Here is a 25,910-nt window from a genome sequence, read left to right as displayed (position 1 = left end):
GGGGAGCTCATGGCCAAGGCAGTGCGGCGAGGCACTACGCATCGCATGCGTCCCGTGCGCTCGCGTCTGCGCCCGTTCGTCATCTCGGCCGCGGTGGCAGCCGCGATCGCAGCGCTGTTCCAGCCGATCCCGGCGATGGCCGACCCGGCGGGCGCCCCCGGGACCATGACGTCCGTGCCGGACGGCGGCTCACAGCCGGTCGCGGTCGGCCCGCTCGTGCTCCCCGGCACCCCCGCCTCCACGAACACCCCGGCCACACCCTCGCTGATCACGCCCGGCGCCCCCGCGAGCCCCGTCCTGCAGAAGGTGGAGAAGGGCCGCGCCGAGATCGCCACCCTGGGCGACCAGCTGATCCGCGTCGGCCAGGATCGTGACCTCGCCCAGACGCAGCTCACCGCCGCCACCGCCCGGGTCACCGAGAACCAGCAGGCGCTCGTCCAGGCCCGCCGGGTGGCCCAGGAGTCCGCCGCAGCCGCGATGCAGCAGGCCGCCGCCCTGCCGCCCGGGGCGATCGACTCCCGCTGGGCCGAGCTGGACGCGTTGTCCCGCATGCAGCGCGGTGACGCCACCTCGTCGTATGAGGCGGCTGCCCGCCGCCTGATCGCCGCCGAGGAGGCCGCCCGGACCGCGGCCACCGACCAGGTCTCCACCAACGCGCGGTATTCGGCGCTGGCCGCCCAGTGGACGCAGCTCAACACCACCCTGAGCAAGAAACAGGCGGCCCAGACCAAGTACGAGAACGAGCACCGCGACGAGATCAGCGCCGCCGAGAGCACCGCCAACGCCGCCGACCAGCAGCTCGGCGCGGAGTATCTGGCGGGCGCCGACGCCGGCCGCGGCGCCGACCCGCGGGCGGTCCAGGCGCTGCAGTTCGCGCTCGCCCAGCGCGGCGACCCGTATGTGTGGTCCGAGGAGGGCCCGGATCAGTACGACTGCTCCGGCCTGATGTGGGCGGCCTACCGTTCGGTCGGCTTCCAGCTCAACCGGGTGTCGCGCGACCAGTATTACCAGACCCGTGAGCGGCAGGTCTCCCGTTACTCGCTGCTCCCCGGCGACCTGCTGTTCTTCAGCTCGTCGAGCAGCTGGACGGGAATTCACCACGTCGCCATGTATGCGGGTCAGGGCATGATGGTCGAGGCTCCGCGTAGCGGTCTGAACGTGCGGCTCACCCCCGTCCGGTGGACTCGCCTCTTCGCCGCCACCCGGATCTACGGCTCGATCGAGGGCGAGACCGAGACGCCCGACCTCGGCAACCCCGACCCGGACGAGCCGGTCACCCCGACCAAGTCGCCGTCGGCCAGCAGCAGCCCGAAACCGGGCAACTCGACGTCGTCCTCGCCGAAACCGGGCAACTCCACCTCGGCGTCGCCGTCCACCTCCACGTCGCCGTCCGCCTCCACGTCGCCGAGCACCTCGACGTCCCCGTCGAGTTCGCCGTCACCGTCGGCGTCGCCGTCGCCGTCCCCGTCGACACCGCCCGTGGTGCCGCCGCCGGCGACCGACGAGACGTCGAAGGAGCCGACGAAGAACACGCCGAGCGCCTCGGTCGGCAGCACCACGGGCTCCGCGGCGGCGAGCGCGTCGCAGGCCGCCGCCTCCGGGGCGGCGTCCGCGGCACATTCAGCCGCGACGTCCGCTTCGTCCAGCGCCGGTTCCGGCGACAAGTGATCCGGTAAGCAGACAAAGGGGGCCGGGCGCAACGGCCCGAAACGGCCGGTCGGCCATCGGACGGTCGTTGCCGGGCGAGTGACGCTGATGCCGGGTGTGTTCACACCGGCTGATGTGGCACGGTTATGGTCAGCGCCCGACGTCCGAGACATCGTCGGCAGCGGTGGTCGGGAGGACCCATGGACGAGCAGCAGGCGACCAAGGACGGCGAGACCGGAACACCGTCCGCCGCGCGGCCGCCCGCCGACGACACCGAGGGGTACGCTCCTCCGCCCCCGCCCGCCCCGGGCGCGTTGTGGGCCTCTCCGGCCGGTGATCCCAAGCCCGCCTCCACCCCGCCCGCCGCCTCCAAGCCTGCCTCGGCCCCGGTCTCCGCAGCCCCGGCCGCCGCCTCGGCCCCGGTCTCCGCCGCCGCTCCGATATCCGCCGCACCGACCCCGGTCTCCGCCGCCCCGGCCACCGCCGCACCGGCCCCGGTCTCCGCTGCCCCGGCCGCCGCCTCCGCTCCGGTCTCCGCCGCCCCGGCAGCCGCTCCCGCGTCTGCCTCCGCCCCCGTTTCGGCGCCCCCGGCCTCCGCCTTCAAGCCTGCCTCCGCCTCGGTCTCGGCAGCCCCGGTTTCCGCCGCGCCGGTCTCGGCCGCGCCCGCCGCAACTCCGACCTCCGAGCCCGCCGCAGCGCCGGTCTCCTCCTCATCAGCCGTGCCGGTCTCCGCCGCACCGGCCTCTGCCGCACCGGCCTCTGCCGCACCGGCAGCCGGCTCGGGGCTTGCCGCTTCGGCGTCTGCTGTCAGGGCTTCGGCCTCGGTGCCCGTGTCCGCGCCGTCCGCGCCCCGAGTGAGTGCCTCCGCCTCCGTCGCTGCCCCAGCCGACGGCGCAGCGGGTTCGCAAGCGCCCGCCAGTCGGGTGTCCGCTTCCGTCACTCCGCCCTCGGCAGCCCCGACCTCGGGCACCCCAGCCGTCGCTCCGCCCTCGACAGCGCCGACCTCGGGCACCCCAGCCACCTACTCCCCGAGCTCGGCGCCCACGTCCGGCAAGCCCGCCGGCGAGTCTCCCTTGAAAGCGCCCGCTCCCGGCACGCCAACCTCGGCCCCGTCCGCTTCCAGCACGCCGCCGGCATCCAGTGGTCGTCCGGTCTCGCTCGCGGCTGGCGGGTCGTCGGCACGGCCGGTCTCGGCGGTGCCCGGAGCGGGAGCCGCGCGGGTGTCCGTGCCCGGCGTGGTTCGGCCGGCTGCCGACGAGGTTCCGGCCTCGGCTCGTGCCGCGGGCCAGCCGACCGTCTACGGTTCAGCACCACGACCAACCGGCTCGGCCGCTGTCGCCGACGTCACATCTTCCGCCCCGGAGAAGCCGGCCGAACCCGCGAAGCCCGCCGGCCCGAAGCCTTCCGGCCCCCAGCCTTCTGAACCGAAGTCGGCCGTCCCGGAGGCAGCCGACCCGAACGCGGCTGGCCCGAACGCGGCTGGCCCCAAGGCAACCGACTGGAACGTCGCCGGCTCCAAGGCAACGGATCCGCAGCCTTCCGGCTCCCAGCCTTCCGGCTCCCGGCCGGACGAGCCGAAGCCGACCGATCCGCCCGGCTCCCGGCCGGACGAGCCGAAGCCCGCCGAACCCGAGCCGGCCAAACCCGAGCCCGGTGAACCTGTCAAACCCGAGCCCGTCAAACCCCAGCCCGGCGAACCCGCGAAGCCTGAACCGGCCAAGCCCGAGCCCGGCGAGCGCCCGAAGCCGACTGACCCTGCCGATCCCGAGCCGGCGAACCCGCAACCGGCGCCCGCGCGCCCGGCCCCACCGAAACCGGCCCAGCCCGAGCCGGCCAAGCCGCCGACGCCGTTCCCGGTGCCCAAGCCCACGCCCGCGCCCGCGCCCGCGCCGAATCCTGTCCCACCAGCGCCTAGCCCCGGGCCGGTTCCGCCCGCGCCCACACCGACGCCGAGCCCGGTTCCTCCAGGCCCGATCCCGCCCACACCGGTGCCCCCGGGCCCGGTCCCGCCCACGCCGATCCCGCCGAGCCCGATCCCGCCCGGTCCCGGGCCCAACCCGATCCCGCCGGGCCCCGGTCCCAGCCCGGTGCCGCCCGGCCCTGGCCCCAGCCCGATCCCGCCGGGTCCGGGACCGGTCCCTCCCGGCCCTGTCCCTCCGGCCCCGATGATCGGAAACAGCCTGACCCCCGGAAACAACGCCGCGGACGGCAACGGTCCGGGTGCCGGCAACGGCCCGGGAACCGGCAGTGGCCCAGCCAGCAACGGCCCGGGAGCCAGCAGTAGCCCAGCCAGCAACGGCCCGGGAACCGGCAGTGGCCCAGCCAGCAGTGGCCCAGCCGGCAACGGCCCGGGAGCCGGAACCCGCCCGCCGACCGGAAACGGTCTGCCCAGCTACACCCTGCCGCCCACCGCCGCCTCGGCAGGCCTGCCGCCGGCTCCGCAGAGCGCTCCTCGTGGAACGCCGTACCGGGGCTTCCCGTCGTCACCGGAGAACATCGAGATGACCCAGCCGGTCTCGGCCGCAACTCCACAGCCGTCCCAGTACGGCAACCCGCCGACCACCCCGATCAGCCCGGTCGGTGGCGGCGTGCCGCAGCAGCGCGGCCAGGGCACGGTGTACAGCACGGGCGGTTACCCGGCGATCGACATGACGATGCCGGTCTCGGACCCGGTGGAGAATTCGGGGTCGCTGACCGGCCACATCCTCGCCCAGGGGTGGTATGACGCTCCGGTCGATCAGCGCCGCAGCAACCTGAAGGTGGTCATCGCCATGCTCGCGGTGCTCGGCCTTCTGGTGACGGTGAGCCTGGTGTTCGTGTTCACAGCGGGTGACGCGTTCACCGACTTCATCGGTAATCTGACCGGCAAGTGAGCAACTGACGCAGTCCCGACAGTGCCACGTGGCCCCGGCGTTTTGCCGCCCGGGGCCTCGAACATTTAAGCTGGCGCGGTTGCGCTTCGGGGTGAGCATGCCCACTACCCGGCCGGAATGCGGTCGGCGGTTCAGACGTTCACCCGTACACTGATGGTAGTTATTGACGCGGCGTGCCCACCCGGTGCACGCCACGGGCGTTCTTGCGGGCATTTCAGCGAGCGGTCTCCGATGACCGCGGCGGGCCATTCGCGAGCATGCGCCCCCGTAGAGAGGTTCTCTTGACCACTTTCGCTGATGCCAGCACGTTCCCGTCCGTCTTCGACAGCACCACCTCGGAAAACGAGACCCCCGAGACCACCGGCACCGCGGCTGAGCCCGCCGCCGCGCCGGTCAAGACCTTTGCCGACCTCGGCCTGCCGTCCGAGATCGTGCGTGTCCTCAACCGTGAGGGCATCACCACCCCGTTCGAGATCCAGGCCGCGACCGTGCCGGACGCGCTGGCCGGCCGGGATGTCCTGGGCCGTGGCCAGACCGGCTCCGGCAAGACTCTGGCGTTCGGTCTGCCGGTGCTGGCTCGCACCGCGCAGGGTGGCCGGGCTCGCCCGCATCACCCGAAGGCTCTGATCCTGGTGCCGACCCGTGAGCTGGCGATGCAGGTCGCCGACTCGCTGATGCCGGTGGGCCGGTCGGTCGGCGTGTTCCTGAAGACCGCGGTCGGCGGGGTTCCGTACGACCGTCAGATGGACGCCCTGCGCCGCGGCGTCGAGGTGATCGTCGCCACTCCGGGCCGGCTCGCCGACCTGATCGAGCGGGGCGCCTGCAAGCTCGACGACGTCGAGATCACCGTGCTGGACGAGGCCGACCAGATGGCGGACATGGGCTTCCTGCCCGAGGTCACCGATCTGCTGGCCAAGACCCCGGAGAAGGCGCAGCGCCTGCTGTTCTCGGCCACTCTGGACGGTGACGTCGACGCGCTGGTGCAGCGGTTCATGCACGACCCGGTGACGCACTCGACCGCCCCGGCGGAGGCGAGCGTGTCCACCATGGATCACCACCTGCTGCTGATCCCGCCGGCCGACAAGTTCCCGATCACCTCGTGGATCGCGAACCGGGACGGCAAGACCATCGTCTTCGCCCGCACCCAGATGGGCGTGGACCGGCTGGTCGAGCAGCTCGCGGCGGTCGGTGTCCGGGCCGGCGCCCTGCACGGCGGCAAGACGCAGCGAGTCCGTACCCGTACGCTCGCCGAGTTCAAGGAAGGCCGGACGAACGTCCTGGTCGCGACCGACGTGGCGGCCCGTGGCATCCACGTCGACGGCATTTCGCTGGTCGTGCACGTGGACCCGCCGAAGGACCCGAAGGACTACCTGCACCGGGCCGGTCGCACCGCCCGGGCCGGCGAGTCCGGCGCGGTCGTCACGCTGGTGCTGCCCAAGCAGCGCCGGACCACGCAGGCGATGATGTCGAAGGCCGGGGTCGCTCCCGCCGAGACCCGCGTCCGCCTGGGTGACGACAAGCTGTCGGAGATCACCGGCGCCCGTGAGCCCAGCGGTGTTCCGGTCGTCGACGAGCCGGAGCCGCGTCGTGAGCGGTCCGGTGGCGGCCGTGGCCGTTTCGGTGACCGCCCTCGTGGTGACCGTCCGCAGCGCTCCTACGGTGACCGCCCGCAGCGGTCGTTCGGTGAGCGCAACGAGCGGCCTTTCGGGGACCGTCCGCAGCGTTCCTACGGCGACCGTCCGGCGGGTGACCGCTCGTTCGGTGACCGTCCCCGCTCGGACCGCCCGTTCGGTGACCGTGACCGCGGCTACGGCGACCGCCCGTCCGGCGACCGTGGTGACCGTGGCTTCGGCGACCGTCAGCGTTCCGACCGGCCGTACGGGGATCGCTCGTTCGGCGACCGTCCCTCCGGTGACCGTCCGCAGCGTTCCTACGGTGACCGTCCGCAGCGCTCGTTCGGCGACCGGCCGTCCGGTGACCGTCCGCAGCGTTCGTTCGGTGACCGTCCGGCGGGCGACCGCTTCGGTGACCGTCCGGCGGGTCCGCGTCGCGAGGGTCACCGCACCGACGGCCGCGGCGACCGTCGCGAGGGTCCGGGTGGCCGCTACGGCACCTCCCGCCCGGCTCGCAGCTACTGATGAACCCCACCGAAGCCCCGGTCGCCTCCAGGCGGTCGGGGCTTCGGCCTTTTATGAGGTACGCCGTACAAAAGGTCGCCCGGCTACCCCGCGACGCAGGCGATGCCCGCGGTCACAGCGCGTCTCACGGGCGAGTCCCGGATCACCGTATGGTCGTCGCCGGTGTCTCAGCAGCGCTGAGACACCGGGGTGAGCCCACCGGGGGTTCGAGTCGACGTCACGGCGGGGCGCGTAGCGTGGTGACCAGCGGCTTTCGCCCGTGAGGCGCAGTGGTGGGCGGGAGTGTCGCCTGCGTCGCGCGGTGGCTTCGGGACTGGTGTAGGCCGTACAAAATGGTGGAAATCAGGTAGGTTACCGGCATGCCGTTGCCGAACGTGGTGTTCTGGGAGCGCAGCGACGTTCCCGGTGCCGAGCATGCCCTGCTGGAGACGCGCGACGGCCTCTATGCGCGGGGCACTCTGCTGGCCGCCGTGCCGGTTCCGTTCGCCTGCCACTACGAGGTGCGCACCGGGCCGGATGGGGCGACCGTTCGGTTGGACGCGCGTACGGAGGGTGCCGGCTGGGCGCGCGGCGTGCGGCTGGAGCTGGCGGCGGGCCGCTGGCGGGTGACCGGTTCTGAACAGGGCGATCTCGATGCCGAACTGACCAGAAGCGGTCACGCGCGGGCCGGGCTACCCGGATGCGCCGATCCCGATCTGCTGTATGGCGCGTTCGATGTCGGCCTCGGCGGGTCGGCGTTGTCCGCCACTCTGCCGGTCCGCCGGCTGGGCCTGCTCGGGTCGGAGGCGGGTGTGTCGCACCGGCTGAGCGTGGCGTGGGTTCTGCTGCCGAGCCTGGAGGTGGTGCAGGCGGACCAGATCTACACGCCGCTGGGCGACGGGCGGGTGCGATTCGCCGACGAGACCGCCAGCGTCGACCTGATCTTCGACGGTGACGGCCTCGTGACGGACCGGCCGGGCCTGGCCCGCCGGGTCACAGCTTCTGCTTGATCCAGCTGACGCAGGCCTTGTCGACCGTCTTGAAAGGTTTGCCGAGGGCGGCCTCGGAGGCGAATCGGGGTTCCACTCCTTCGCGCAGCACCAGTGCGACGAAGTTGAACATCTTCTCCTCGCCGAACTTCTCCGCCAGGCAGCCCACCGCGAAATGGCCGGTGGCGTAGAGCCGGGTGACGGTCAGGTCGTCGGATTTGGCGCTGAGCGGCGGCAGAGCGATCGTCTTGATGGGCCCCTTGCGGGACTGGACGTAGCGCAGCGCGTCACGGCTGTAGCTGTTCTGCGGCTTGCGGGGCTGGTAACCGATGTATTCGGCGACGCCCTCGATCAGCCACAGGTCGTCCTCGTCGTCCCAGTTCCGGGTGTCGTTCAGGGTGACGGCGTGGCCCATCTCGTGCTGGATGATCTCGGTGACCTGTGCGTCGCCGACGGACATCACCTCACCGGACTTCACCACGATGTCACTGCCGACGCCGTTGAGCGGCAGGTGGTAAGCGACGGACCACGGCGGGGCGGATCCGTCGTACCAGGTCCGCCAGCTCTTGTCGTCGGCGAGGTAGACCCGGTACTTCTTCTGCTCGTTGCGCAGCCGGGTGCCGTACCGGTCGGCGACGGCGGCGGCCTTCTCGGCCAGCGGCAGGACCCTGCTGATGTTCTTGGCCTGCGATTTCGGACCGGCCACGATCACTCGCTGCCCGCGCGCCACGGTCAGCACCGACGACTCCCACGGGGTCGGCTGGAGATAGTTCTTTACCCCGGAGGCGGCCATCCCGGTGATCACGTAGGAACCGTCACGGGGTGTCAGGGTGAGTGTGTTGATCATCATAGGGGCGCCTGCCCCCGGGTCGGAGCGGTGAGCGGGACACTCCACGCCGCTGAAGCAGTAGTTGAGGTCGACGCGGATCTTCATCACGGCGCCGGTCATCTTCGGCTGACCTTCGATCGTCAGGTCGGCGGAGGTGAGTTCGAGCGCCCGCAGATTCTGGAAGATCGTCCGGTATCGCGACCGCAGTTTCGCGTCGACCGGCGCCAGCCAGCCCGCCTCGTCGCCCTTCAGCAACGCCTGGACCTGGCCGGCGAGGGCCACCTCGGCCTGCTGCAACGGAGTGAGCGGGGTTGCCGAGGCCGACGGCGACATCGAGACCGACGGCGCCGGAGTGGCGGTGGCCGGCTCCTGGCGATCCGGCCAGAAGACGACCGCGCCGACACCCGCGGCCAACACCACGGCGGTCAGGCCGGCAAGCAGTGCCGAGGTCTTCCGCGGCGCCGGAGTCGGCGTTGCGAAGGCATCGGGCGCGGGTGGCGCCGAAGAGTCCGGCGCGGCCGCGAGAAATGACGGGGGTACAGCCGCGACGAGAGGCGCGGGCTCAACGACGGGCGCAGCCGCAGACTCGACCGCGGGCGCAGACTCGACCACCGGCGCAGCCGCAGACTCGACCACCGGCGCAGCCGCAGACTCGTCCACAGGAGAAGACGTGGGCTCGTCAGCGGGAACAGAAGAGGGCTCGTCCACAGGAGAAGACGTGGGTGAAGGGGTCGCCGCGGGCTTGGGCACGGGGGCTGCTGAAGAGGGTGATGACGGCGGCTCGGGCGACGGCCCGGACGACGGCATCGACGCGGGCGTCTCATCCATGATCGAGGATCTAACCACGAGGTTCGACCCGGCTCTATCCCAATACCGGCCGGCGGTCAGATCCGTTGTGTGATCCAGCTGACGCACGCCTTGTCGACGGTTTTGAAGGGCTTCCCGAAGGAGGTTCGGGCGGCGGGATCGAGCTCCTGACCGTCCCGGACGACCCGCTTGACGAAGTCAAGCATCCGCGCCCTGCCGTAGCCGTCGACCAGGCAGCCGACCGCGTAGTGCCCGGTGGCGTAGAGCGTGCTGACCGTCAGGTCGTCGGACTTCTCGGTGAGAGCCGGCCGGACGATCGACCTGAGGGCGCCGCGCTCGTCGACCCAGTTGCGCAACGCGTACCGGCTCTCGGTGTTCTGTGGTTTGCCGGGGAAGAACCCGATGTAGTCGGCGACCCCTTCGATCAGCCACAGGTCGTCGTCCGGATCCCGGTTGTACGACGGAACCATGGTGACCGCGTGTGCCATCTCGTGCTGGACGGTGAGGGCGAGCTGGCGGTCGGATTCGAGCACCTGGCTCGCCTTGAGGACGATGTCGCTGCCGGTCTGGTTCAGGGCGAGGTGGTATCCGACGACCCAGGTGGAGAGCTGTCCGCCGTACCACCGTTTCCATGATTTGTCGTCGGCGAGGTAGATCCGGTAGCGCCCCGGCGGCTCGCTGCTGAAGCGGTCGACGACGGTGGCGGCCTTCTCGGCGGCGGCCAGCACCCTCCGCAGGTTCTTCGCCTGTCCGGGCGGGCCGGCGACGACGACCCGTTTGCCGCGGGCGAACCGGAGCTCGACATTTTCCCACGGGGTGGGCTGCAGATAGTTCCCGTCCTCGACGTCGGCGATCTTCGTGACCACGTAGTCGTCCCGGCGCCGGGTCAGGGTCAGGTCGTAGAGGAGTTTCGGGGCGCCCTCGTCGACCCGGTCGACCCAGGCCGGGCAGGTCGCGCCGCCGAGGCAGTAACTGATCATGACGCGGGCGTGGACCGTGCTCTCGGTGCTCGGCTCGCGGATCTCCACACCGTAGTCGGCCCGCCTGATCTCCAGCTTGCGCAGATTGCGGTAGATGGCCCGGTAACGGCTCTGCGCCACGATGTCGACCGGGGTCAGCCAGCCCTTCTCGTCACCGTTGAGCAGGGCATCGACCTGGCCCCGGAGGACCGACTGGACCTCTCGTTCGAGCAGGGCGGGCAGGTCGAGGACGGCCGGCGCCGCGGTGGCCGGTCTGGCCTGGCGGGGCTGGGGCCAGAAGACCACGGCGGCGGCGGAGACGGCCAGCAGCAACACACCGAAGGCCCCGAAGGCACGCGCCACCCAGTCCCAGCTCGATCGATGATCGAGGTCGTCCTCCACGAGCCGGATCTAATCATGGTGCGTCGATGCATGTCAGCCCGGCCAGTCGCCGCCGTCCATGAATCGCTCAATCACCCCGGAGTAAGGGGACAATTCGAGCCCCTGGGCGGCCACCCAGTCGTCGGAGTAGTAGGTGTCGGCGTAGCGCTCGCCGCCGTCACAGATCAGCGTCACCACCGATCCGGTACGCCCGGCCGCGCGCATCTCGGCGATCAGCCGGAACGCGCCCCACAGGTTGGTGCCGGTCGACCCGCCGAGGCGCCGGCCCAGTGTCGCCGACCCGGCCCGCATGGCGGCGAGCGAGGCGGCGTCCGGCACGTGGATCATGCGGTCCACCACCGACGGCAGGAACGACGGTTCGACCCGGGGCCGGCCGATCCCTTCGATGCGTGAACCCCGGCCGGTCACGGTGGCCCAGTCACCGGCGATGTAAGCCTGCCAGAACGCGGACCCCTCGGGGTCGACGACGCAGACTCTGGTGTCCAGGCGGCGGTATCTCGCGTACCGGCCGATGGTGGCGCTGGTGCCGCCGGTGCCGGCGCCGACCACGATCCATGCCGGGACCGGGTGCCGTTCCAGGGCGAGCTGGCTGTGGATGGACTCGGCGATGTTGTTGTTGCCACGCCAGTCGGTGGCCCGCTCGGCGTAGGTGAACTGGTCCATGAAGTGCCCGCCCAGGTCGGCGGCGAGTCGCCGGGCCTCCGGCACCACCTGGGTGGCGTCGGTCACCAGGTGACATCGACCACCCTGGAACTCGATCAGCGAGATCTTCTCCGGCGACGTGGCGGCCGGCATCACGGCGATGAACGGCAGGCCGAGCATGCGGGCGAAATACGCCTCACTGACCGCTGTCGACCCGGAGGACGCCTCGACGACGGTGGTCTGCGGGCCGATCCAGCCGTTGCACAGCGCGTACAGGAACAGCGACCGGGCCAGGCGGTGCTTGAGCGAGCCGGTGGGGTGCGACGACTCGTCCTTGAGATAGAGGTCGATGCCCCAGGAGATCGGCAGAGGGTACGGCAGCAGGTGGGTGTCGGCGGAGCGGTTGGCATCCGCCTCGACCAGGGCGATCGCGTCGCGCGCCCAGTCCCGGGCCACGTTGTCCGAGCGGTCGAGCTTGGTGAGGTCCATCCCCGGCCTCAGCCCAGACCGGGCTGCGGACGGTTCTCCCACTTGGTGGAGAGCGCGATCGCGGTCCGGGTCGAGGCGACCCCGGGTGTCCGGTTTATTCGCACGATCAACTGCTCCAGCTCGGCGATCGTGCCGACTCGCACGGTGAGCTGATAGGACTCGACGCCAGCCATGAAATAGCAGCTCTCCACCTCGGGCATGGCTCGGACCGCGGCGAGGACGTCGTCGGTGTCGGCACCGGAGTCCTCGATGATGCCGATGAGCGCGGTGACGCCCAGCCCGATCGCCTCGTGATCGACGTCGGCCCGGTAGCCGCGGATGGTTCCGGCGGTCTCGAGCTTACCCACACGCTCGTGCACGGCGGGGGCGGAGAGCCCGACCTTGCGGGCGAGTTCGGCGTACGACGAGCGCGCGTTCTCCCGTAGCAGGTCGATCAGCCTGAGGTCGATGGAGTCCATGCTTGAAACCCTAATCGGGTGGCGCTCACGCCTTCACGCCCGGTAGCGGCGAATGGGCGGCAGGATAATGACCACTGTCGCAATCGGGGCTTTTTCCGCATTTCACGGACTTGGTTCGGGGGCGGTGCTCTAATGACTTTACGTCCCGATCGAGCACGCCGACACTCTCCGTGACCACGGCCGCTCCAGAAACCAAACCGAGGAGGGGGTTGTGGACACTGGAGATCGTCTGCTGACACCGGGGGAGGTGGCCGCGTTGTTCCGCGTCGACCCTAAAACGGTCACACGCTGGGCCGCCGCCGGGCGCATCGGCAGTATCCGTACTCCGGGTGGACACCGCCGATTCCGTGAGTCAGAAGTTCGCGCATTGCTCGAGGGCGATGGCGTGATCGAGGAGATGCGCGAGGACGACGCCGCGAACAAGCCGCGGAACAACGGTCCGAGCAATCCCGGGTCGGGCTTCGGCCCGCCCAACGGCTTGCGCTAAGCGTTCCTCTCGCCCAATTCACCGGTCCATCTGCGAAAAAGCGTGTGTGGTACGCCCAAAGCGTCCAACACCTTTCCGGCCACGAAGTCGATCAGTTGTTGTGCTGTCGCGCCGGCCCCGGATCCGTAGAATCCGGGGCTGGCCGGCAGCACCACGGCACCGGCGTCGTGCAGGCCGATCAGATGCTCCAGGTGACTGCGGGTGACCGGTGTCTCCCGTGGCACGACCACGGTCCGCCGGCGCTCCTTCAGATTCACTTCGGCCGCTCGCTGCAGCAGGTCCTTCGACAATCCGACGGCTATCCCGGCACACGCCGCGGTGCTGGCCGGAACCACCGCCATCCCACGTGCTGGGTAGGACCCGGAACTGGGGCCGGCAGCCAGATCCCCGGCGGGCCAGTAGGCCAGATCGCCGAGGTCCCGGCCGAGCCAGGCGCCGACGTCGTCCTTCCAGTGCGCGTCCCGTACCGTCGCTCCGGTCTCGTCCAGCAGCGTCAGCCGGGCGGCCCGGGAGATCACGAGATCGACGGACTCGCCGGCGTCCAGCAGGGCGGTCAGAACCGCCTTGGCATAGGGGGTTCCTGAGGCTCCGGAGACGCCGACGATCCATGGTTCACGCATGTGGTCAAGTGTGCCGCTACTCGACGACCAGCCGCGCCGAGGGCGGGACCGCCGCGCTCAACGGATACCACCCGGCATCGTCGGTGAAGTCGCTGACGACCGTGACCGACTCGTACACCTTGCGGATCTCCTCGATCGGCAGATCGCCGCCGACGATGAGCATGCTGACGTCGTCGTCCAGCACACGCATGCAGGACTTCTCATCGCAGGGCTCCGGCGGCATCTGCTCGCGTGTCCGGCCCGCCGGGTAGAGCCCGATCACGAGCTGGTCGTGAAACCTCTGCTCGCCCTCCGGGGCGCTGCCGTTGCGGTTGAACATGCGGCCGGGGTTCGTCAACAGCGCCTTCTGCGAGGCGGCGGGCGCGAGCATGATGTTCGTCATCGACCTGACGAACCGGGTGACCTCGCCGGGACTGCTCCACGTCTCCATCACGCGATAGCCGTCCGGCACATACCCGACCCGGAGCGCGATCCTCGGCTCCGCCCCGCCGCCCATGACCAGACGGGAGGCGATCCGATAGGCGTCCGCCTTGCTGACCTCGCCCTCGGGGGTCGCCAGTTCGGCATACGCCTCGGCGGCGTACTCCCAGGTGAGGATCTTCTGGTGGTCGACCGTGCGGTAGAAGGCGGTACGCCCGGCCATCGGTTCGGCGGCGGCCAGGCCGGTCAGCGGATGTTCCGGTGCGACACCGGGCCGATAGACCGTGAGAGATCCGACACTCGACTTCTCGCCGGCCCCGCTTCGCCCGACGCCGGCCACCACCGCACCGACGTCGAGGATGAACGGGTCCTTCACCACGTACCCGTCGACCGTGTAGCCGCGGAACGTGTACGTCGTGACCGGGGCCGGCGCGGCCGGGACCGGAGGCCGGCCGCCGGCGCGGGTGATGACCTGTGGCACACCGATCATCACGGCCACCGCCACCGCCGCCGCGACCGCCCATCCGCCGTTCCGCCGACGACGGCGACGACGCCCGGCCGCGACCACCTGATCGACGCCGTAGCGGGCCGCCGGTGGGTTCGCCTTCGCCTCCCGCAACAGATCAGACAGCTGCTTCATGACCGGCCTCCAACTCGGTGCCGAGGATCTGGCGGAGCGCGCCGAGACCACGCGCGGTGTAGACCTTCACGGTGCCTTCCGGGCATCGCAGGGCCGCCGCCGTCTGCTGGACGCTGAGCCCTTCCAGGAAGCGGAGCACCAGCACCGCGCGCTGCCGGGCCGGCAACCCGCTCAACGCCTGCCGTAGCCGTAACCGCTCGTCGATCGCCCCCGTGGCGTCGTCGGACAGCGCCGAGTCCGGCATGGCGTGGCTACGGGCCTGTTCGCGGCGCCACCACGGGCGCCTGGTCTCGTCGATGGCGGCCCGCACCACGGCGGTCCGCGCGTACGCCTCCGGGTTGTCCACCCGGTTCCACTTCACGTACAGCTTGGCCAGGGCGGACAGCACCGCGTCCTCGGCCACCTGCCAGTCGCCGCAGGTCAGATACGCGAGCCCCCGTAACGGCTCCATGCGCGCGGCGACGAACTCGCGGAATCCGGCCTCTCTATCGCTCACGGCGGTAAGACGGAGGCGGTGGCGCGACCGGTTACATCGGGGCGACGAGGAACAACGAAACGAAACGTCCGTCGACGATCAACTCGACGAGGGCGAAGAGGAAGAGGGCGATCGCGATGAACCCGTTCGCCGTGAAGAACGCTCGGTTGATCTTGGAGAGGTCGTTCGGCGTCACCACGACGTGCTGGTAGACCAGACCGGCGCCGGTGATCAGCAGGCCGATCCACCAGAAGAGGCCGAGACCGACGAGATGACCGAACCACGCGAAGAGCGCGAAACAGACCACATGCGTGACCGTGGAGATGTGCAGGGCGGTCCGGACGCCGAATCGGGCCGGGGTGGAGTGCACACCGATCCTCCGGTCCACCTCGATGTCCTGGCAGGCGTAGATGATGTCGAACCCACCGATCCACAGGCCGACCGCGGCGCCGAGCACCCAGGCCGGCCAGGAGCCGGCGAACGTGCCGGTGACCGCGAGCCACGCACCGACCGGGGCGACCGCCTGGGCCAGCGCCAGCACGTAGTGCGGGAAGTTCGTGAACCGCTTCGCGTACGGGTAGATGATCAGCGGAACCACGGCCAGCGGCGACAGCAGCAGACAGAGCGGGTTGAGCAGCCCGGCCGCCACGATCAGGAGCACCAGGGAGATGCCCGCGCCGGTCCAGGCGGTCCGCAGACTGACCGCGCCGGTGACCAGCTCCCGGTTCTGGGTGCGGGGGTTCAGCGCGTCGATCTTGCGGTCGAGGATCCGGTTGGCCGCCATCGCGAAGGTCCGCCCGGACACCATGGCGACCGTGACCAGCAGCAGGTCCATCCAGTGCACGCCGGAGCTGACCGGCGTGCCGGACGGCAGGTCGAGGATGACCCGGCCGTCGGTGGTCACGTCACCGGCCGGCTGCGCCATCGCGATCAGCGCGGAGAGGTAGGCGAACGGCAGCGCGAAGATCGAGTGCTCGATCATCACCAGCCGCAGGAACGCCTTGACCTTGCCGGGCTCCTGAAGAGCGGTCACAGCCCGTATTCCTTCCACCGCTTGTCGACCAGGCTGACCACCTCGGGAGACATGGTCATCTCTTCCGGCCAGCCCCGGGTGTAGCCCTCGGACGGCAGCTTACGGGTGGCGTCGACACCCGCTTTCCCACCCCAGAACTGCTGGTACGACGAGTGGTCGAGATGATCCACCGGGCCCTCGGTGAGCAGCAGGTCGCGGGCGTAGTCGACGTTGCCGAAGGCCCGGAAGGCCACGTCGTTGTAGTCGTGGACGTCACAGTCCTCGTCGACCACCACGACAAGCTTGGTCAGGGAGAGCAGGTGGGCGCCCCAGATGGCGTTCATCACCTTCTGCGCGTGCTTCGGGTACCGCTTGCGGATCGACACGATCAGGCAGTTGTGGAAGACGCCGGCGGCCGGCATGTCGTAGTCGACGATGTCCGGGATCAGGATCTTGGCCAGCGGCAGGAAGATCCGCTCGGTGGCCTTGCCGAGGCCGTGGTCCTCCTGCGGCGGCTTCGACGTGACGATCGAGTGGTAGATCGGCTTCTTCCGCATCGTCATCGTCTCGATGTGCAGCACCGGGAACGGCTCGACCGGCGTGTAGTAGCCGGTGTGGTCGCCGAACGGGCCTTCCGGCAGGCGCTCGCCGGGCTCCAGGTAGCCCTCCAGCACGATCTGCGCCTCGGCCGGAACCTGCAGCGGGACGGAGACGCAGTCGACCATCTCGATCCGCTCCCCCTTGAGGAAACCGGCGAACAGGTATTCGTCGATGTCGGACGGCAGGGGGGCGCTTGCGGCGTACGTCACCACGGGGTCGCAACCGATGGCGATCGCGACCGGAAGTCGCTCGCCTCGCCGCTCCGCCACCGCGTGATGCGCTGTCGAGTCCTTGTGGATCTGCCAGTGCATGCCGAGCGTGTTCTTCGAGTGCTGCTGGAGGCGGTAGAGGCCGAGGTTGCGCTTGCCGGTCTCCGGGTGCTTGGTGTGGGTGAGCCCGAAGTTGTGGAAGATGCCGCCGTCACCGGGCCAGACCTGCAGGCCGGGGAGCAGGCCCAGGTCGACCTGGTCACCCTTGAGCACGACCTCCTGGCAGGGGGCGCTCTTCACCTTCTTCGGCGGGACCGACTTGAGCTGCAGCACCTTGGCGATGCCCTCGCGGATCCCGGACCAGCCGACCGGCAGCTCCGGCTTGGCCAGCGCGCCGATCCGCTCGCCGACCTCGTCGAGCCGGTCCACGCCGAGGGCCATGGCCATCCGCTTCTCGGTGCCGAACAGGTTGATCACCAGCGGCATGTCGCCCCGGGTCGGGCGCTCGAAGAGCAGCGCCGGGCCGCCGGCCCGCACGGTCCGCGTCACGATCTCGCTGATCTCCAGCGTCGGATCCACCGGCACGGTGACTCGTCGCAGCTCACCCACGGCCTCGAGGGCTGCGATGAAGCTCTGCAGATCGGCATAGGGGAATCCACGCGGCGCCATACCCCCAGTCTGGCACCAGGGTCCGTCACTGGAGATCCGGGAGTCCCGTTGGGCGTTTCATGAAGCTGCGGAACGTGACCCGATGGTGTCTGCTGACCGGTCTGGCCGCGGCTCTCGCGGTCGCCGCCCCGGCGGCCTCGTCCTCCACGGCCCGGCTGCCCGCCTGCGGCGTACCCGGCCCGGCTTCGACCACCCCGCCGACCGGCCCGGCCACCGTGGACAGCCCGGGCGCCTGCCGGGGCGGCGATCCGGCCCTGGAGTCCGACAAGTTCGCGTTCACCCCGAGCGGCTACCACCATCTCGGGGCCGGTACGCGTGGCGAGTGGGGCGGGGTGTCCGGGCGTTTCTCGGTGGTGGACGGCTCGATCCGGCCGCAGACCTACGACTTCGTGGTCGGCCGGTTCATGGCGAAACGGGACCTGGGCGGCGGGCGGATCGCATGGCTGGAGGCCGGATGGTCGGAGACCGGCTGGGCGTCGCCGGGCCGCCAGCACATCTACACCTTCGACACCAACACCAACCGGTGGCGGTTCTACGACCAGTACGCGGTGCGCCCCGGCGACCAGGTGTGGCTGGACATCAACACCGACCGGACCGGCCTGTGGCGGGCCTGGCTGTGGTGGAACAACCGGTGGAACCTGCTCACCCAGCAGCGGCTGCCGCTGGGCCCGAGCGCGCGGATCGAGCAGTACGTCGAGGTGCACGTCGACGCGTCCCGCCAGGCCAAGATCGACATGCCGACGGTGACCGTGGACAACGTGCAGTTGCGGCCGGCCGGAGGCGGACCCGCACGATACTGGCGTGAGGACGTGGAGACGGAGGCCGCAGCGCCCTCACGCGGCGGCTTCTGCCTGGACTGGAAGACCCGTTACGACACCTGGAGCGCCGGGGACTGCGCGCCCTAGGCGTACGAGTGCAGGCCCTCGAAGAAGAGGTTGACGCCGAACAGGTTCATCAGCATCGTCACGAACCCGATGATCGCGATCCAGGTCGCGGTGGTCCGCTTGACGCTCGGGGTGGCCCGGGCGTGCAGGTAGGCGGCGTAGACGATCCACGAGATGAACGCCCACACCTCCTTCGGGTCCCAGCCCCAGTAACGGCCCCAGGACGCCTCGGCCCACAACGGCCCGGCGATCAGCGCGCCGAACGTGAACAGCGGGAAGGCGAAGGCGTGCAGGCGGAAGGTGAGCCGCTCCAGCGAGCCGGCGTCACCGACACGACGGCCCAGCGTGTAGGGGAAACCGCGTCTGCCCGCGTCCCACCCGTCCTTGATCAGGAACATCGCGGCCGGCACCGCCCCGAGCAGGAAGATGCCGGAGGAGATGATGATCGTCGAGACGTGGAAGACGAACCAGTACGAGTTGAGCGCCGGGACCAGCGGGCCGACCGGGGTGTAGGCGACCAGCGCGGCCGCGCCGAGCAGCACCACCAGAATCAGCGAGACGAACAGGCCCAGGTGACGCACGGCCGGCTTACGCAACAGCACGCCGGTCCAGACCGCGGCGCCGACCAGGGTCGCCGAGAGGATGTACTCGTACATGTTGCCCCAGGGCATGCGCTCGGCGGCGATCCCCCGGGTGGCCGTGGTGGCGAGGTGCAGAGCCAGGCCGATCAGGTTGAGCACGACGGCGACACGGCCGACCAGCTCGCCCTTGCCGGCCGCCGGCTCGGCGACCGGCACCTCGTCCGGCACCGAGGCTCCGGCGCCCACCAGCTGACGGCTCGCCGCCCGGCCGATGTGGCTGCGCTTGCCGAACGCATACTCCCCGGCGTAGCAGACCATGGCGGTCAGGTAGGCCAGCACGGTCAGCGCCATAAGCTGATTGGACAACTCCGCCATCAGGGCGTCCCTTCCTTGATGTGCCGGGTGAGCGCCGCGAACTCATCGCCGAAACCTGAATAGTCGGTGCGGGGCAGGCCGCCGGCCTCGATCGCGCTGCCGCCCTCCGCGGGAACCACCCGGAACCAGACCCTACGCCGGTGCACCGCGAGCGAGAGCATCAGCCCGGCCAGACCGAGCACCGCGCCGATCAGCATCAGGAACTGGGTCGGGTCGTGGCGGATGGAGATGGTCGCGAACCGGCGGGTGCCGACGAACTCCAGCGTGGTGCCGTCGTCGAGCGTCCACTTCTCGCCCGGCCGCAGCGCGTACGGCCGCTCGCCGCTGACCTTCTTCAGGTCACCGTCCTGGATCTGGCGACGATTCAACGCGTACACCGAACCGGGTTTGCCGGAGTCGAGACCCAGGTCACCGCGGTAGGCGGCCAGGTAGAGCACCGGATTGTCCTCCGCCGGATACTTCGACTTGGCGCTGCCGTCGGCGCCGCCGGTCGGCAGGAAGACGCCCTCGAAGCCCATCTGCAGTTTCGGGTCGCGGGTGTTGGTGGCCGGGTCGATGTTGACGTCCGGGAACTGGACGACGCCCTCGCTGGTCAGCATGTTGTCGGTGGGCAGGAACGCGACCACCTTCTCCTGGGTCGCGCCGAACCGGTCGGTGTAACGCAGCACCGGCGCGTATCCCTGGCCGATCAGGTTGATGTTCGCCCCGTCCAGGCGCAGCGGGTCGTTGACCGAGAACGACGTCTGCCGGTAGGCGCCGCCGTCCTCGTTGACCTGCACGTTCGCCCGGAACGACTTGGGGATGCCGTTGTCCTGGAAGGTGGAGCTGAAATCGGTCATCCACAGGCAGAAGTTCGGCAGATCGGAGGCGTCCACCCGAGGGCCGAGGACCGACTCGTCGTGCTGCGTGACGGCGTTGCAGAAGCCCTGGTCCTCGCCGGCGATCAGCAGACGGTTCGCGTGCCAGCCGTACCACTGACCGAAACCGACCCCCACGAGCACCGCCAGCATGGCGAAGTGGAAGAGCAGGTTTCCGGTCTCCTTCAGGAAGCCCTTCTCGGCCGCGACCGTCCAGCCGTCCGCCGTCTCCCGCACCCGGGTCCGGAACCTGCCGCGACGCAGCAGTTTCGCGATCTCCGCGGCAGCGGCCGCGGGTTCCTCCGGCCGTCGCCCGCCGTCGACATGGTGCGGCAGGCGGTCCAGACGCTTCGGAGCATCCGGCGGTACGGTCGTGAGCGCCCGAAAATGATCACGGAGGCGAGGTACGACGCAGCCGATCAGCGAGGTGAACAGCAGCAGGTAGATCGCCGCGAACCAGGGTGACGAGTAGACGTCGAAGGCGAAGAACCGGTCCAGCACCGGCGCCAGTTTCGGGTGCTCGGTGAAGTACTCGGAGACGTTCTCCCGGTTCACGCCGCGCTGAGGGAAGATCGAGCCGGGCACGGCCGCGACCGCGAGCAGGAAGAGCAGGATCAGCGCGGTCCGCATGCTGGTGAGCTGGCGCCACGAGTTGCGCAGCAGTGCCCACACCGGGTTGGCGCGCTTCGGCGGCGGCGCGTCGGCGGTGGCGGGCCGGTCCTCGACAACGGTCACAGCACCGGCACCTCCGTGAAGTCGACGACGGTCGTCAGCCAGATCAGGAAGTGGTCCCAGGCCCCGGTGACCAGTGCCAGCCCGACGACGAGCAGCAGCCCGCCGCCGACCCGGGTCACCCAGCGGCTGTTGCGGCGGATCACCGTGAAGACCCCGAGCAGCCGGCGGAAGAAGAGCCCGAACAGCACGAACGGCACGCCCAGCCCGAGGCTGAAGGCGATCGCGAGGATGATCGACCGGTCGGTCTGGCCGGTGGTCGTCGCCAGGCCCATCACGGCGCCGAGGGTCGGGCCGATGCACGGGATCCAGGACAGCGCGAAGATCGCTCCGAAGACCGGCGCCCCGGCCAGCCCGGCCGCCGGCAGCCTGGTGATCCGCGCCTCCCGCTGGAAACCCGGGATCCAGCCCAGGTAGCCGAGGCCGAGCACGATGATCACCGCGCCGACCACGGTGTTCAGGACTTCCTTGTGGCTGGTGAGCTGGAGCGCGATGTTCGACACCAGGACCACCGTCAGCGTGAAGACGACCATGAAGCCGAGCACGAAGAGGCCGCTGCCGGCCAGGACCCGGCTCTTGAGCGCCAGTGTCCGGGTCTTCGTCGTGGCGCCGCCCCGGCCCATCACCGCCTCCATGTCGGAACCGGCGAGGCCGGTGACATACGCGAGGTAGCCTGGCACCAGCGGCAACACGCACGGTGACAAGATGCTGACGAGCCCGGCGATCAACGCCGCGCCGACCGCCAGGAGCATCGGCCCGTCGGTCACCACACCCTCGAAGGCGTCACCCATCAGCCGGTCGCCTCCGCCGCGATCTTCTCGACCAGTGGCTGCAACTCGTCGGCCGTGGTGGCCCGCCGGATGGCGGCGGCGATCCGGCCCTGCCGGTCCAGGATCAGCGTGCTCGGGATCGCGTTCTGCGTGACGTCGAACTTCAGCCCGACCTCACCGCGGAAGTCGTAGACACTCCCGTACGTCACCTGATAGCCGCGCTCGAACGCCTTCGCCGAGTCCTTGTCGTCGCGGGTGTTGACCCCGAGGAAGGTCACCTCCCTGGCCTTGGTCGCCTGGTAGGTCTTCTCCAGGTCGTCGGCCTCGGCCCGGCACGGCGCGCACCACGAGCCCCAGAAGTTGACCACGACCACCTTGCCGCGGTCGTTCGCCAGGTCGTAGGTGCCGCCGGCGAGCAGCTCGCCGGTGACGTCGGAGACCAGCGGCCGCTGCTCCGGGGCGCACTCCACCACCATGTTCGTGGTGGAGCACTTCTTGGCCCAGTTCTCCTCGCCGCCGCAGCCGGTCAGAAGCCCGGCGGCGGTGACCGCGGCGACGGTGACGGCGGCGAGGCGACGCATCAGGCCCCCTTGGCGGTCTTGGCCGTCGCGGACATGGCGACCAGGTGGGCGGCGGGCTCCGAATAGTCGATGCCGACCACCTTGGACCCCTCGAAGCGGAACGACGTGAGACTGGCGAGTCCGCACTCGCGCTTACGCGGATCGTGCCAGAGGCGCTTGCCCTCGACGTAGCGTCGCAGCGTCCAGATCGGCAGCTGGTGCGAGACGCAGACCGCCTCGTGGCCCTCGGCGGCCACCCGCGCGGCCTGCACGGCGGCGAACATCCGCTGCGCGATCACCAGGTAGGCCTCGCCCCAGGACGGGGTGATCGGGTCCCGCAGCACCCACCAGTGCCGCGGGTTGCTGAACGCGCCGTCGCCGACCGAGACCCGCTTGCCCTCGAAGTAGTTGGCGCTCTCGATCAGGCGCACGTCGGTGGCGATGTCCAGTTTGAACTCCGCGGCGAACGGGGCGGCCGTCTCCTGCGCACGCTCCAGCGGACTGGCCACCACGTGCGTGATGTCACGGCCGGCCAGCACCTCGGCGGCCGCCTTCGCCATCTGGTTGCCGAGCTCCGACAGGTGGAAGTCGGGCAGGCGGCCGTACAGAATCTTGGTCGGGTTGTGGACCTCGCCGTGCCGCAGCACGTGCACTGTCGTCCTGGTCGGTTCGGTCATGATTCGGCCCCCGCGGCGGCTCGGGCCGCGAGCGGCGCCGCGGCGGCGATCTGGTCCAGCGCTGCGTCGTCGATCGCCGTCGACACGAACCACGACTCGAAGGCGCTCGGCGGCAGGTAGACGCCGTTGGCCAGCATGGTGTGGAAGAACGCCTTGAACGCGCCCGCGTCCTGCGTCTTCGCGGAGTCGTAGTCGACGACCTCGGCGTCGGTGAAGAAGATCGAGAACATGTTGCCGGCGTACTGCAGCCGGTGTGGCACTCCCTCAGCGGCCAGCGCGTCGGCGCAGAGCGAGCCGATCGTGCCGGACAGCTCGTCGAGCCGCTTGTAGGTGGCCTCGTCGGCGAGCCGCAGCGAGGCCAGGCCGGCCGCGCAGGCCAGCGGGTTGCCGGAGAGGGTGCCGGCCTGATAGACCGGGCCGGCCGGGGCCAGGCGGGACATGATCTCCCGGCGGCCGCCGAAGGCCGCGGCGGGCAGACCGCCACCCATCACCTTGCCGAAGGTGAACAGGTCGGCGTCGACCGGGTGCAGCCCGGCCCAGCCGCCCGCGGAGACCCGGAAGCCGGTCATCACCTCGTCGATGATGAGCAGGGCGCCGTGCCGGTGGGCGATCTCGGCGAGCGCCTCGTTGAAGCCGTCACGCGGGGTGATCACACCCATGTTGCCGGGCGCCGCCTCGGTGATGATCGCGGCGATCTCGCCACCCTCGGCGGCGAAGACCGCCTCGACGGCGGCGACATCGTTGTACGGCAGGACGATCGTCTCGCCGGCCGCCGCGCCGGTGACGCCGGGCGAGTCGGGCAGCCCCAGCGTGGCGACGCCGGACCCGGCCGCGGCCAGCAGCGCGTCCACGTGGCCGTGGTAGCAGCCGGCGAACTTCACCACCTTGGACCGGCCGGTGTAGCCACGGGCCAGCCGGATCGCGGTCATGGTCGCCTCGGTGCCCGAGTTGACCAGGCGGACCTCGTCGATCGACGTACGCCGGACGATCTCCTCGGCCAGGTCGACCTCACCGGCCGTGGGCGTGCCGAAGCTGGTGCCCAGGGCCGCGGCCCGCTGCACCGCCTCGATCACCGCGGGGTGCGCGTGGCCGTGGATCAGCGGGCCCCAGGAGCAGACGAGGTCGACATAGCGCCGCCCGTCCACGTCGGTGAGCCAGGGGCCGGAGCCCGAGGCCATGAACCGGGGTGTGCCGCCGACAGCGCGGAACGCACGCACAGGTGAATTCACCCCGCCGGGCACGATGGCCTGGGCGCGGTCGAACAGGGCCTGGGAGACCGGGGCGTCCTCCGGGTACGGAAGTCCCGCGGTGGGATATGTCGTGGTCACAGCGGTCCCCATTCTGTCAGCGGCATGGAACGAGTATTGCGAGAGGGTTCCTCACGTCACCGGATGATCGCCGTCAAGCGCCTGGTCTGACCGCGCCGGACGGGCTGATTCGCCCCGAAGAGGATAGGCTGACCGTCGTGGAGCGACCGGAGCTGTCCATCGCGGTTCAGCGCGCACCCGACGAGGTGACGATTCAGCTCGCCGGGGAGATCGACGTGCTCACGGTCACCGAGTTGTCCACGGTCGTCAACGAGTTGGTGGTCGATGACCAGCTCAATCGCATCGTGCTCGACATGTCCGGTGTCACGTTCTGTGACTCCCAGGGGCTCGGCACGCTCGTGGTTCTGAGTCGCAGAGCACAGCACGCGCAGATCGTTCTGGCTCTGGCGAACGTCGGCGATTTCCTGATGCGTGTGCTCGACATCACGGGCCTGCGTTCGGCCCTGATGATCAGTTCGAACTGAGACTTCCCCCGACCGGATCCCGACGGCCGGGGAAAGTCTCAGCAGATCCTCAGCGGAAGTCGCCGCTGACCGTCGGCGCCGCCCCACCCTCGGTCGTGGCCACCGCGGCGTAGGTGTCGCCGCCGGCATCCCGGCCACCGTCGGGGTGCGTGTATCGCGCGTAGAAGGTGTACGTCCCCGGGTCGAGCGTGTCGCCGGAGGAGAGCACGAAGCGGTAGACGTACGCGCTGGGCTCCTCGGTGACGGTGCTGGTCACGCTGGCGCCCGGCACCTGCTGGCTGCCACCGCGAGCCGTCAGGCCGTCCGTACGGTTGAGGCGGATCGTCACCTCGAGCGCGGTGAGCCGCTCGCTGGTCTTCACCGTCACCACGCTGCTGCCCTGGGAGTCACCGTCCGGGGCGACCGAGCCGTCCGACCAGAGCGCCCCCTGGGCGGTGGTCGTGCCGCCGGCTTCCGTGGACGGGCTGGGCGATCGGCTGGGCGGCCGCGACCGGGGCGTTTTGCTGGTCTTGGCCGTGGGCCCGGTCGCGCTGGGCGAGGGCGCCTCACTGGGCGCCGGCGTCACCGAGACCACCACGCTCGGCGTGGGTTCGGGCTGGGGTTCACCGTCGCCGGCGACGGCCCACTGGGCGAAGCCGCCACCGCCGAGCACCGCGGCGACGGCCACCGCGGCGCCGGCGATCCGCAGGCGCGGGCCCGGCCGTTCCTTGGCCGCCCGGCTGCGCATCGCGGTCTCGGTGATCCGGTCGAGCATCGCCTCCCGGTCGGGACGGTGCGTCGCCGCCTCGGCGCGCAGTGCCGCGCGCAGCTCTGATTCGATGAGCGTCATCGCGCCGCCTCCCAACCGTCGATTCGTGCGAGGGCGACAGTGCTGCCGCCGAGTAGTTCCGCGAGTTGCCGGGCGCCGCGCGAGGTCGCGCTCTTGACCGCTCCGACCGAGATGCCGAGGATCGTCGCGACCTCCTTCTCGGAGAGGTCGAACGAGTAGCGAAGGACCACGCAGGCCCGTCGCCGGTGCGGGAGCCGCCGTAACGCGCCGCGCACGTCGAGGACGGCCGGCACGTCCGGGTCGAGGGCCCGGCGCAGGGGTTCCAGGGTGAGCAGCCGTTCCCGGCTGCGACGGCGGACCCAGTTGCGCGCCAGGTTCATCAGGATGCCGTGGCCGTAGGCGACCGGGTCGTCCGCCGCGGTGACGCGGTCCCAGTGCCGCCACACCTCGGTGAGCGCGTCGGCTGCCAGGTCGTCGGCGATCTCCGCCTCGCCGGTCATCAGGTAGGCGAGCCGGGACATCGAATCGTGGTGCCGCTCGAAGTAGTCACGGAAGGCGGCGTCGCGCAT

The 25,910-nt window shown here is 70.4% G+C and carries 24 protein-coding genes; 7 read left to right on the top strand and 17 right to left on the bottom strand.

The window, feature by feature from the left end:
- Positions 1-45 precede the first annotated feature (45 nt).
- The 4 genes from BM290_RS34005 to BM290_RS33985 all read left to right on the top strand — a co-directional run bounded on the left by BM290_RS34005 (position 46) and on the right by BM290_RS33985 (position 7,647).
- Positions 46-1,668: a C40 family peptidase gene (locus tag BM290_RS34005; RefSeq protein WP_239143923.1), complete on the top strand. Its 1,623-nt coding sequence runs from the start codon at positions 46-48 to the stop codon at positions 1,666-1,668.
- Between the two features lie 2,480 nt (positions 1,669-4,148).
- The gene (locus tag BM290_RS48725; protein WP_177320013.1) at positions 4,149-4,520 is read left to right on the top strand and encodes a hypothetical protein; all 372 of its coding nucleotides are present in this window, start codon (positions 4,149-4,151) and stop codon (positions 4,518-4,520) included.
- Positions 4,521-4,801: 281 nt separating this feature from the next.
- Complete coding sequence (locus BM290_RS33990; protein ID WP_239143924.1) at positions 4,802-6,658, top strand: DEAD/DEAH box helicase; 1,857 nt, start codon at positions 4,802-4,804, stop codon at positions 6,656-6,658.
- A 359-nt stretch (positions 6,659-7,017) separates the two neighbouring features.
- Positions 7,018-7,647, top strand: coding sequence for a putative glycolipid-binding domain-containing protein (locus BM290_RS33985; protein WP_093620036.1), 630 nt, complete (start codon positions 7,018-7,020; stop codon positions 7,645-7,647).
- Here BM290_RS33985 and BM290_RS33980 read toward each other — a convergent pair.
- The 4 genes from BM290_RS33980 to BM290_RS33965 all read right to left on the bottom strand — a co-directional run bounded on the left by BM290_RS33980 (position 7,631) and on the right by BM290_RS33965 (position 12,212).
- A complete protein-coding gene (locus BM290_RS33980) occupies positions 7,631-8,875 on the bottom strand; it encodes a hypothetical protein (protein ID WP_093620035.1) in 1,245 nt (414 codons plus the stop codon). The two genes, BM290_RS33985 and BM290_RS33980, sit on opposite strands and share 17 nt — an antisense overlap.
- A gap of 464 nt (positions 8,876-9,339) precedes the next feature.
- A complete protein-coding gene (locus BM290_RS33975) occupies positions 9,340-10,623 on the bottom strand; it encodes a hypothetical protein (protein WP_093620034.1) in 1,284 nt (427 codons plus the stop codon).
- A 33-nt stretch (positions 10,624-10,656) separates the two neighbouring features.
- Positions 10,657-11,754, bottom strand: a complete 1,098-nt coding sequence (gene cds1, locus BM290_RS33970; RefSeq protein ID WP_093620033.1) for an L-cysteine desulfhydrase Cds1 — start codon at positions 11,752-11,754, stop codon at positions 10,657-10,659.
- Positions 11,755-11,762: 8 nt separating this feature from the next.
- Complete coding sequence (locus tag BM290_RS33965; RefSeq protein WP_093620032.1) at positions 11,763-12,212, bottom strand: Lrp/AsnC family transcriptional regulator; 450 nt, start codon at positions 12,210-12,212, stop codon at positions 11,763-11,765.
- 211 nt (positions 12,213-12,423) lie between these two features.
- Between BM290_RS33965 and BM290_RS33960 the strand changes: the two genes are divergently transcribed.
- A complete protein-coding gene (locus tag BM290_RS33960; protein ID WP_093620031.1) occupies positions 12,424-12,699 on the top strand; it encodes a BldC family transcriptional regulator in 276 nt (91 codons plus the stop codon).
- Here BM290_RS33960 and BM290_RS33955 read toward each other — a convergent pair.
- Genes BM290_RS33955 through BM290_RS33935 form a run of 5 tightly spaced genes read right to left on the bottom strand, consistent with a single transcriptional unit; the run spans position 12,696 to position 17,344 of the window.
- The gene (locus BM290_RS33955) at positions 12,696-13,319 is read right to left on the bottom strand and encodes a UbiX family flavin prenyltransferase (protein ID WP_093620030.1); all 624 of its coding nucleotides are present in this window, start codon (positions 13,317-13,319) and stop codon (positions 12,696-12,698) included. The two genes, BM290_RS33960 and BM290_RS33955, sit on opposite strands and share 4 nt — an antisense overlap.
- A 16-nt stretch (positions 13,320-13,335) precedes the next feature.
- A complete protein-coding gene (locus tag BM290_RS33950) occupies positions 13,336-14,379 on the bottom strand; it encodes a hypothetical protein (protein ID WP_093620029.1) in 1,044 nt (347 codons plus the stop codon).
- Positions 14,363-14,875 (bottom strand): SigE family RNA polymerase sigma factor, encoded by a 513-nt coding sequence (locus tag BM290_RS33945; protein ID WP_093620028.1) that lies wholly within the window; start codon positions 14,873-14,875, stop codon positions 14,363-14,365. The genes BM290_RS33950 and BM290_RS33945 overlap by 17 nt, the downstream gene beginning before the upstream one ends.
- Positions 14,876-14,906: 31 nt before the next feature.
- Entirely contained in the window at positions 14,907-15,836 is a 930-nt protein-coding gene (mqnP, locus tag BM290_RS33940; protein ID WP_239143934.1) for a menaquinone biosynthesis prenyltransferase MqnP, read from the bottom strand.
- 47 nt (positions 15,837-15,883) lie between these two features.
- The gene (locus tag BM290_RS33935; protein WP_093620027.1) at positions 15,884-17,344 is read right to left on the bottom strand and encodes a menaquinone biosynthesis decarboxylase; all 1,461 of its coding nucleotides are present in this window, start codon (positions 17,342-17,344) and stop codon (positions 15,884-15,886) included.
- Between the two features lie 74 nt (positions 17,345-17,418).
- Between BM290_RS33935 and BM290_RS33930 the strand changes: the two genes are divergently transcribed.
- Positions 17,419-18,249: a hypothetical protein gene (locus BM290_RS33930; protein ID WP_239143925.1), complete on the top strand. Its 831-nt coding sequence runs from the start codon at positions 17,419-17,421 to the stop codon at positions 18,247-18,249.
- Here BM290_RS33930 and ccsB read toward each other — a convergent pair.
- The 6 genes from ccsB to hemL are packed head-to-tail and all read right to left on the bottom strand — an operon-like array spanning position 18,246 to position 24,120.
- A complete protein-coding gene (gene ccsB, locus BM290_RS33925; RefSeq protein ID WP_093620026.1) occupies positions 18,246-19,184 on the bottom strand; it encodes a c-type cytochrome biogenesis protein CcsB in 939 nt (312 codons plus the stop codon). The genes BM290_RS33930 and ccsB overlap by 4 nt on opposite strands.
- A complete protein-coding gene (gene resB / locus BM290_RS33920) occupies positions 19,184-20,776 on the bottom strand; it encodes a cytochrome c biogenesis protein ResB (RefSeq protein WP_093620025.1) in 1,593 nt (530 codons plus the stop codon). The genes ccsB and resB overlap by 1 nt, the downstream gene beginning before the upstream one ends.
- A complete protein-coding gene (locus BM290_RS33915) occupies positions 20,773-21,564 on the bottom strand; it encodes a cytochrome c biogenesis CcdA family protein (protein ID WP_093620024.1) in 792 nt (263 codons plus the stop codon). The genes resB and BM290_RS33915 overlap by 4 nt, the downstream gene beginning before the upstream one ends.
- Entirely contained in the window at positions 21,564-22,124 is a 561-nt protein-coding gene (locus BM290_RS33910; protein WP_093620023.1) for a TlpA disulfide reductase family protein, read from the bottom strand. The genes BM290_RS33915 and BM290_RS33910 overlap by 1 nt, the downstream gene beginning before the upstream one ends.
- Positions 22,124-22,780, bottom strand: coding sequence for a histidine phosphatase family protein (locus BM290_RS33905; RefSeq protein ID WP_093620022.1), 657 nt, complete (start codon positions 22,778-22,780; stop codon positions 22,124-22,126). Before BM290_RS33905 ends, BM290_RS33910 begins: the two co-directional genes overlap by 1 nt.
- Positions 22,777-24,120 (bottom strand): glutamate-1-semialdehyde 2,1-aminomutase, encoded by a 1,344-nt coding sequence (gene hemL / locus BM290_RS33900; protein WP_093620021.1) that lies wholly within the window; start codon positions 24,118-24,120, stop codon positions 22,777-22,779. Before hemL ends, BM290_RS33905 begins: the two co-directional genes overlap by 4 nt.
- Positions 24,121-24,245: 125 nt before the next feature.
- Here hemL and BM290_RS33895 point away from each other — a divergent pair, with 125 nt between their 5' ends.
- Complete coding sequence (locus tag BM290_RS33895) at positions 24,246-24,572, top strand: STAS domain-containing protein (protein ID WP_093620020.1); 327 nt, start codon at positions 24,246-24,248, stop codon at positions 24,570-24,572.
- Between the two features lie 49 nt (positions 24,573-24,621).
- On the opposite strand, the gene BM290_RS33890 is transcribed toward BM290_RS33895, so the two are convergent.
- Both BM290_RS33890 and BM290_RS33885 read right to left on the bottom strand, forming a co-directional pair.
- A complete protein-coding gene (locus BM290_RS33890) occupies positions 24,622-25,401 on the bottom strand; it encodes a hypothetical protein (RefSeq protein ID WP_093620019.1) in 780 nt (259 codons plus the stop codon).
- Positions 25,398-25,910, bottom strand: a complete 513-nt coding sequence (locus tag BM290_RS33885; RefSeq protein ID WP_093620227.1) for a SigE family RNA polymerase sigma factor — start codon at positions 25,908-25,910, stop codon at positions 25,398-25,400. The genes BM290_RS33890 and BM290_RS33885 overlap by 4 nt, the downstream gene beginning before the upstream one ends.

The sequence above is a fragment of the Actinoplanes philippinensis genome (genome assembly GCF_900113015.1).
GTDB lineage: Bacteria > Actinomycetota > Actinomycetes > Mycobacteriales > Micromonosporaceae > Actinoplanes > Actinoplanes philippinensis.
Note: the sequence above shows the minus strand (reverse complement) of the source record. Positions and strands in the feature narration are given on the sequence as shown.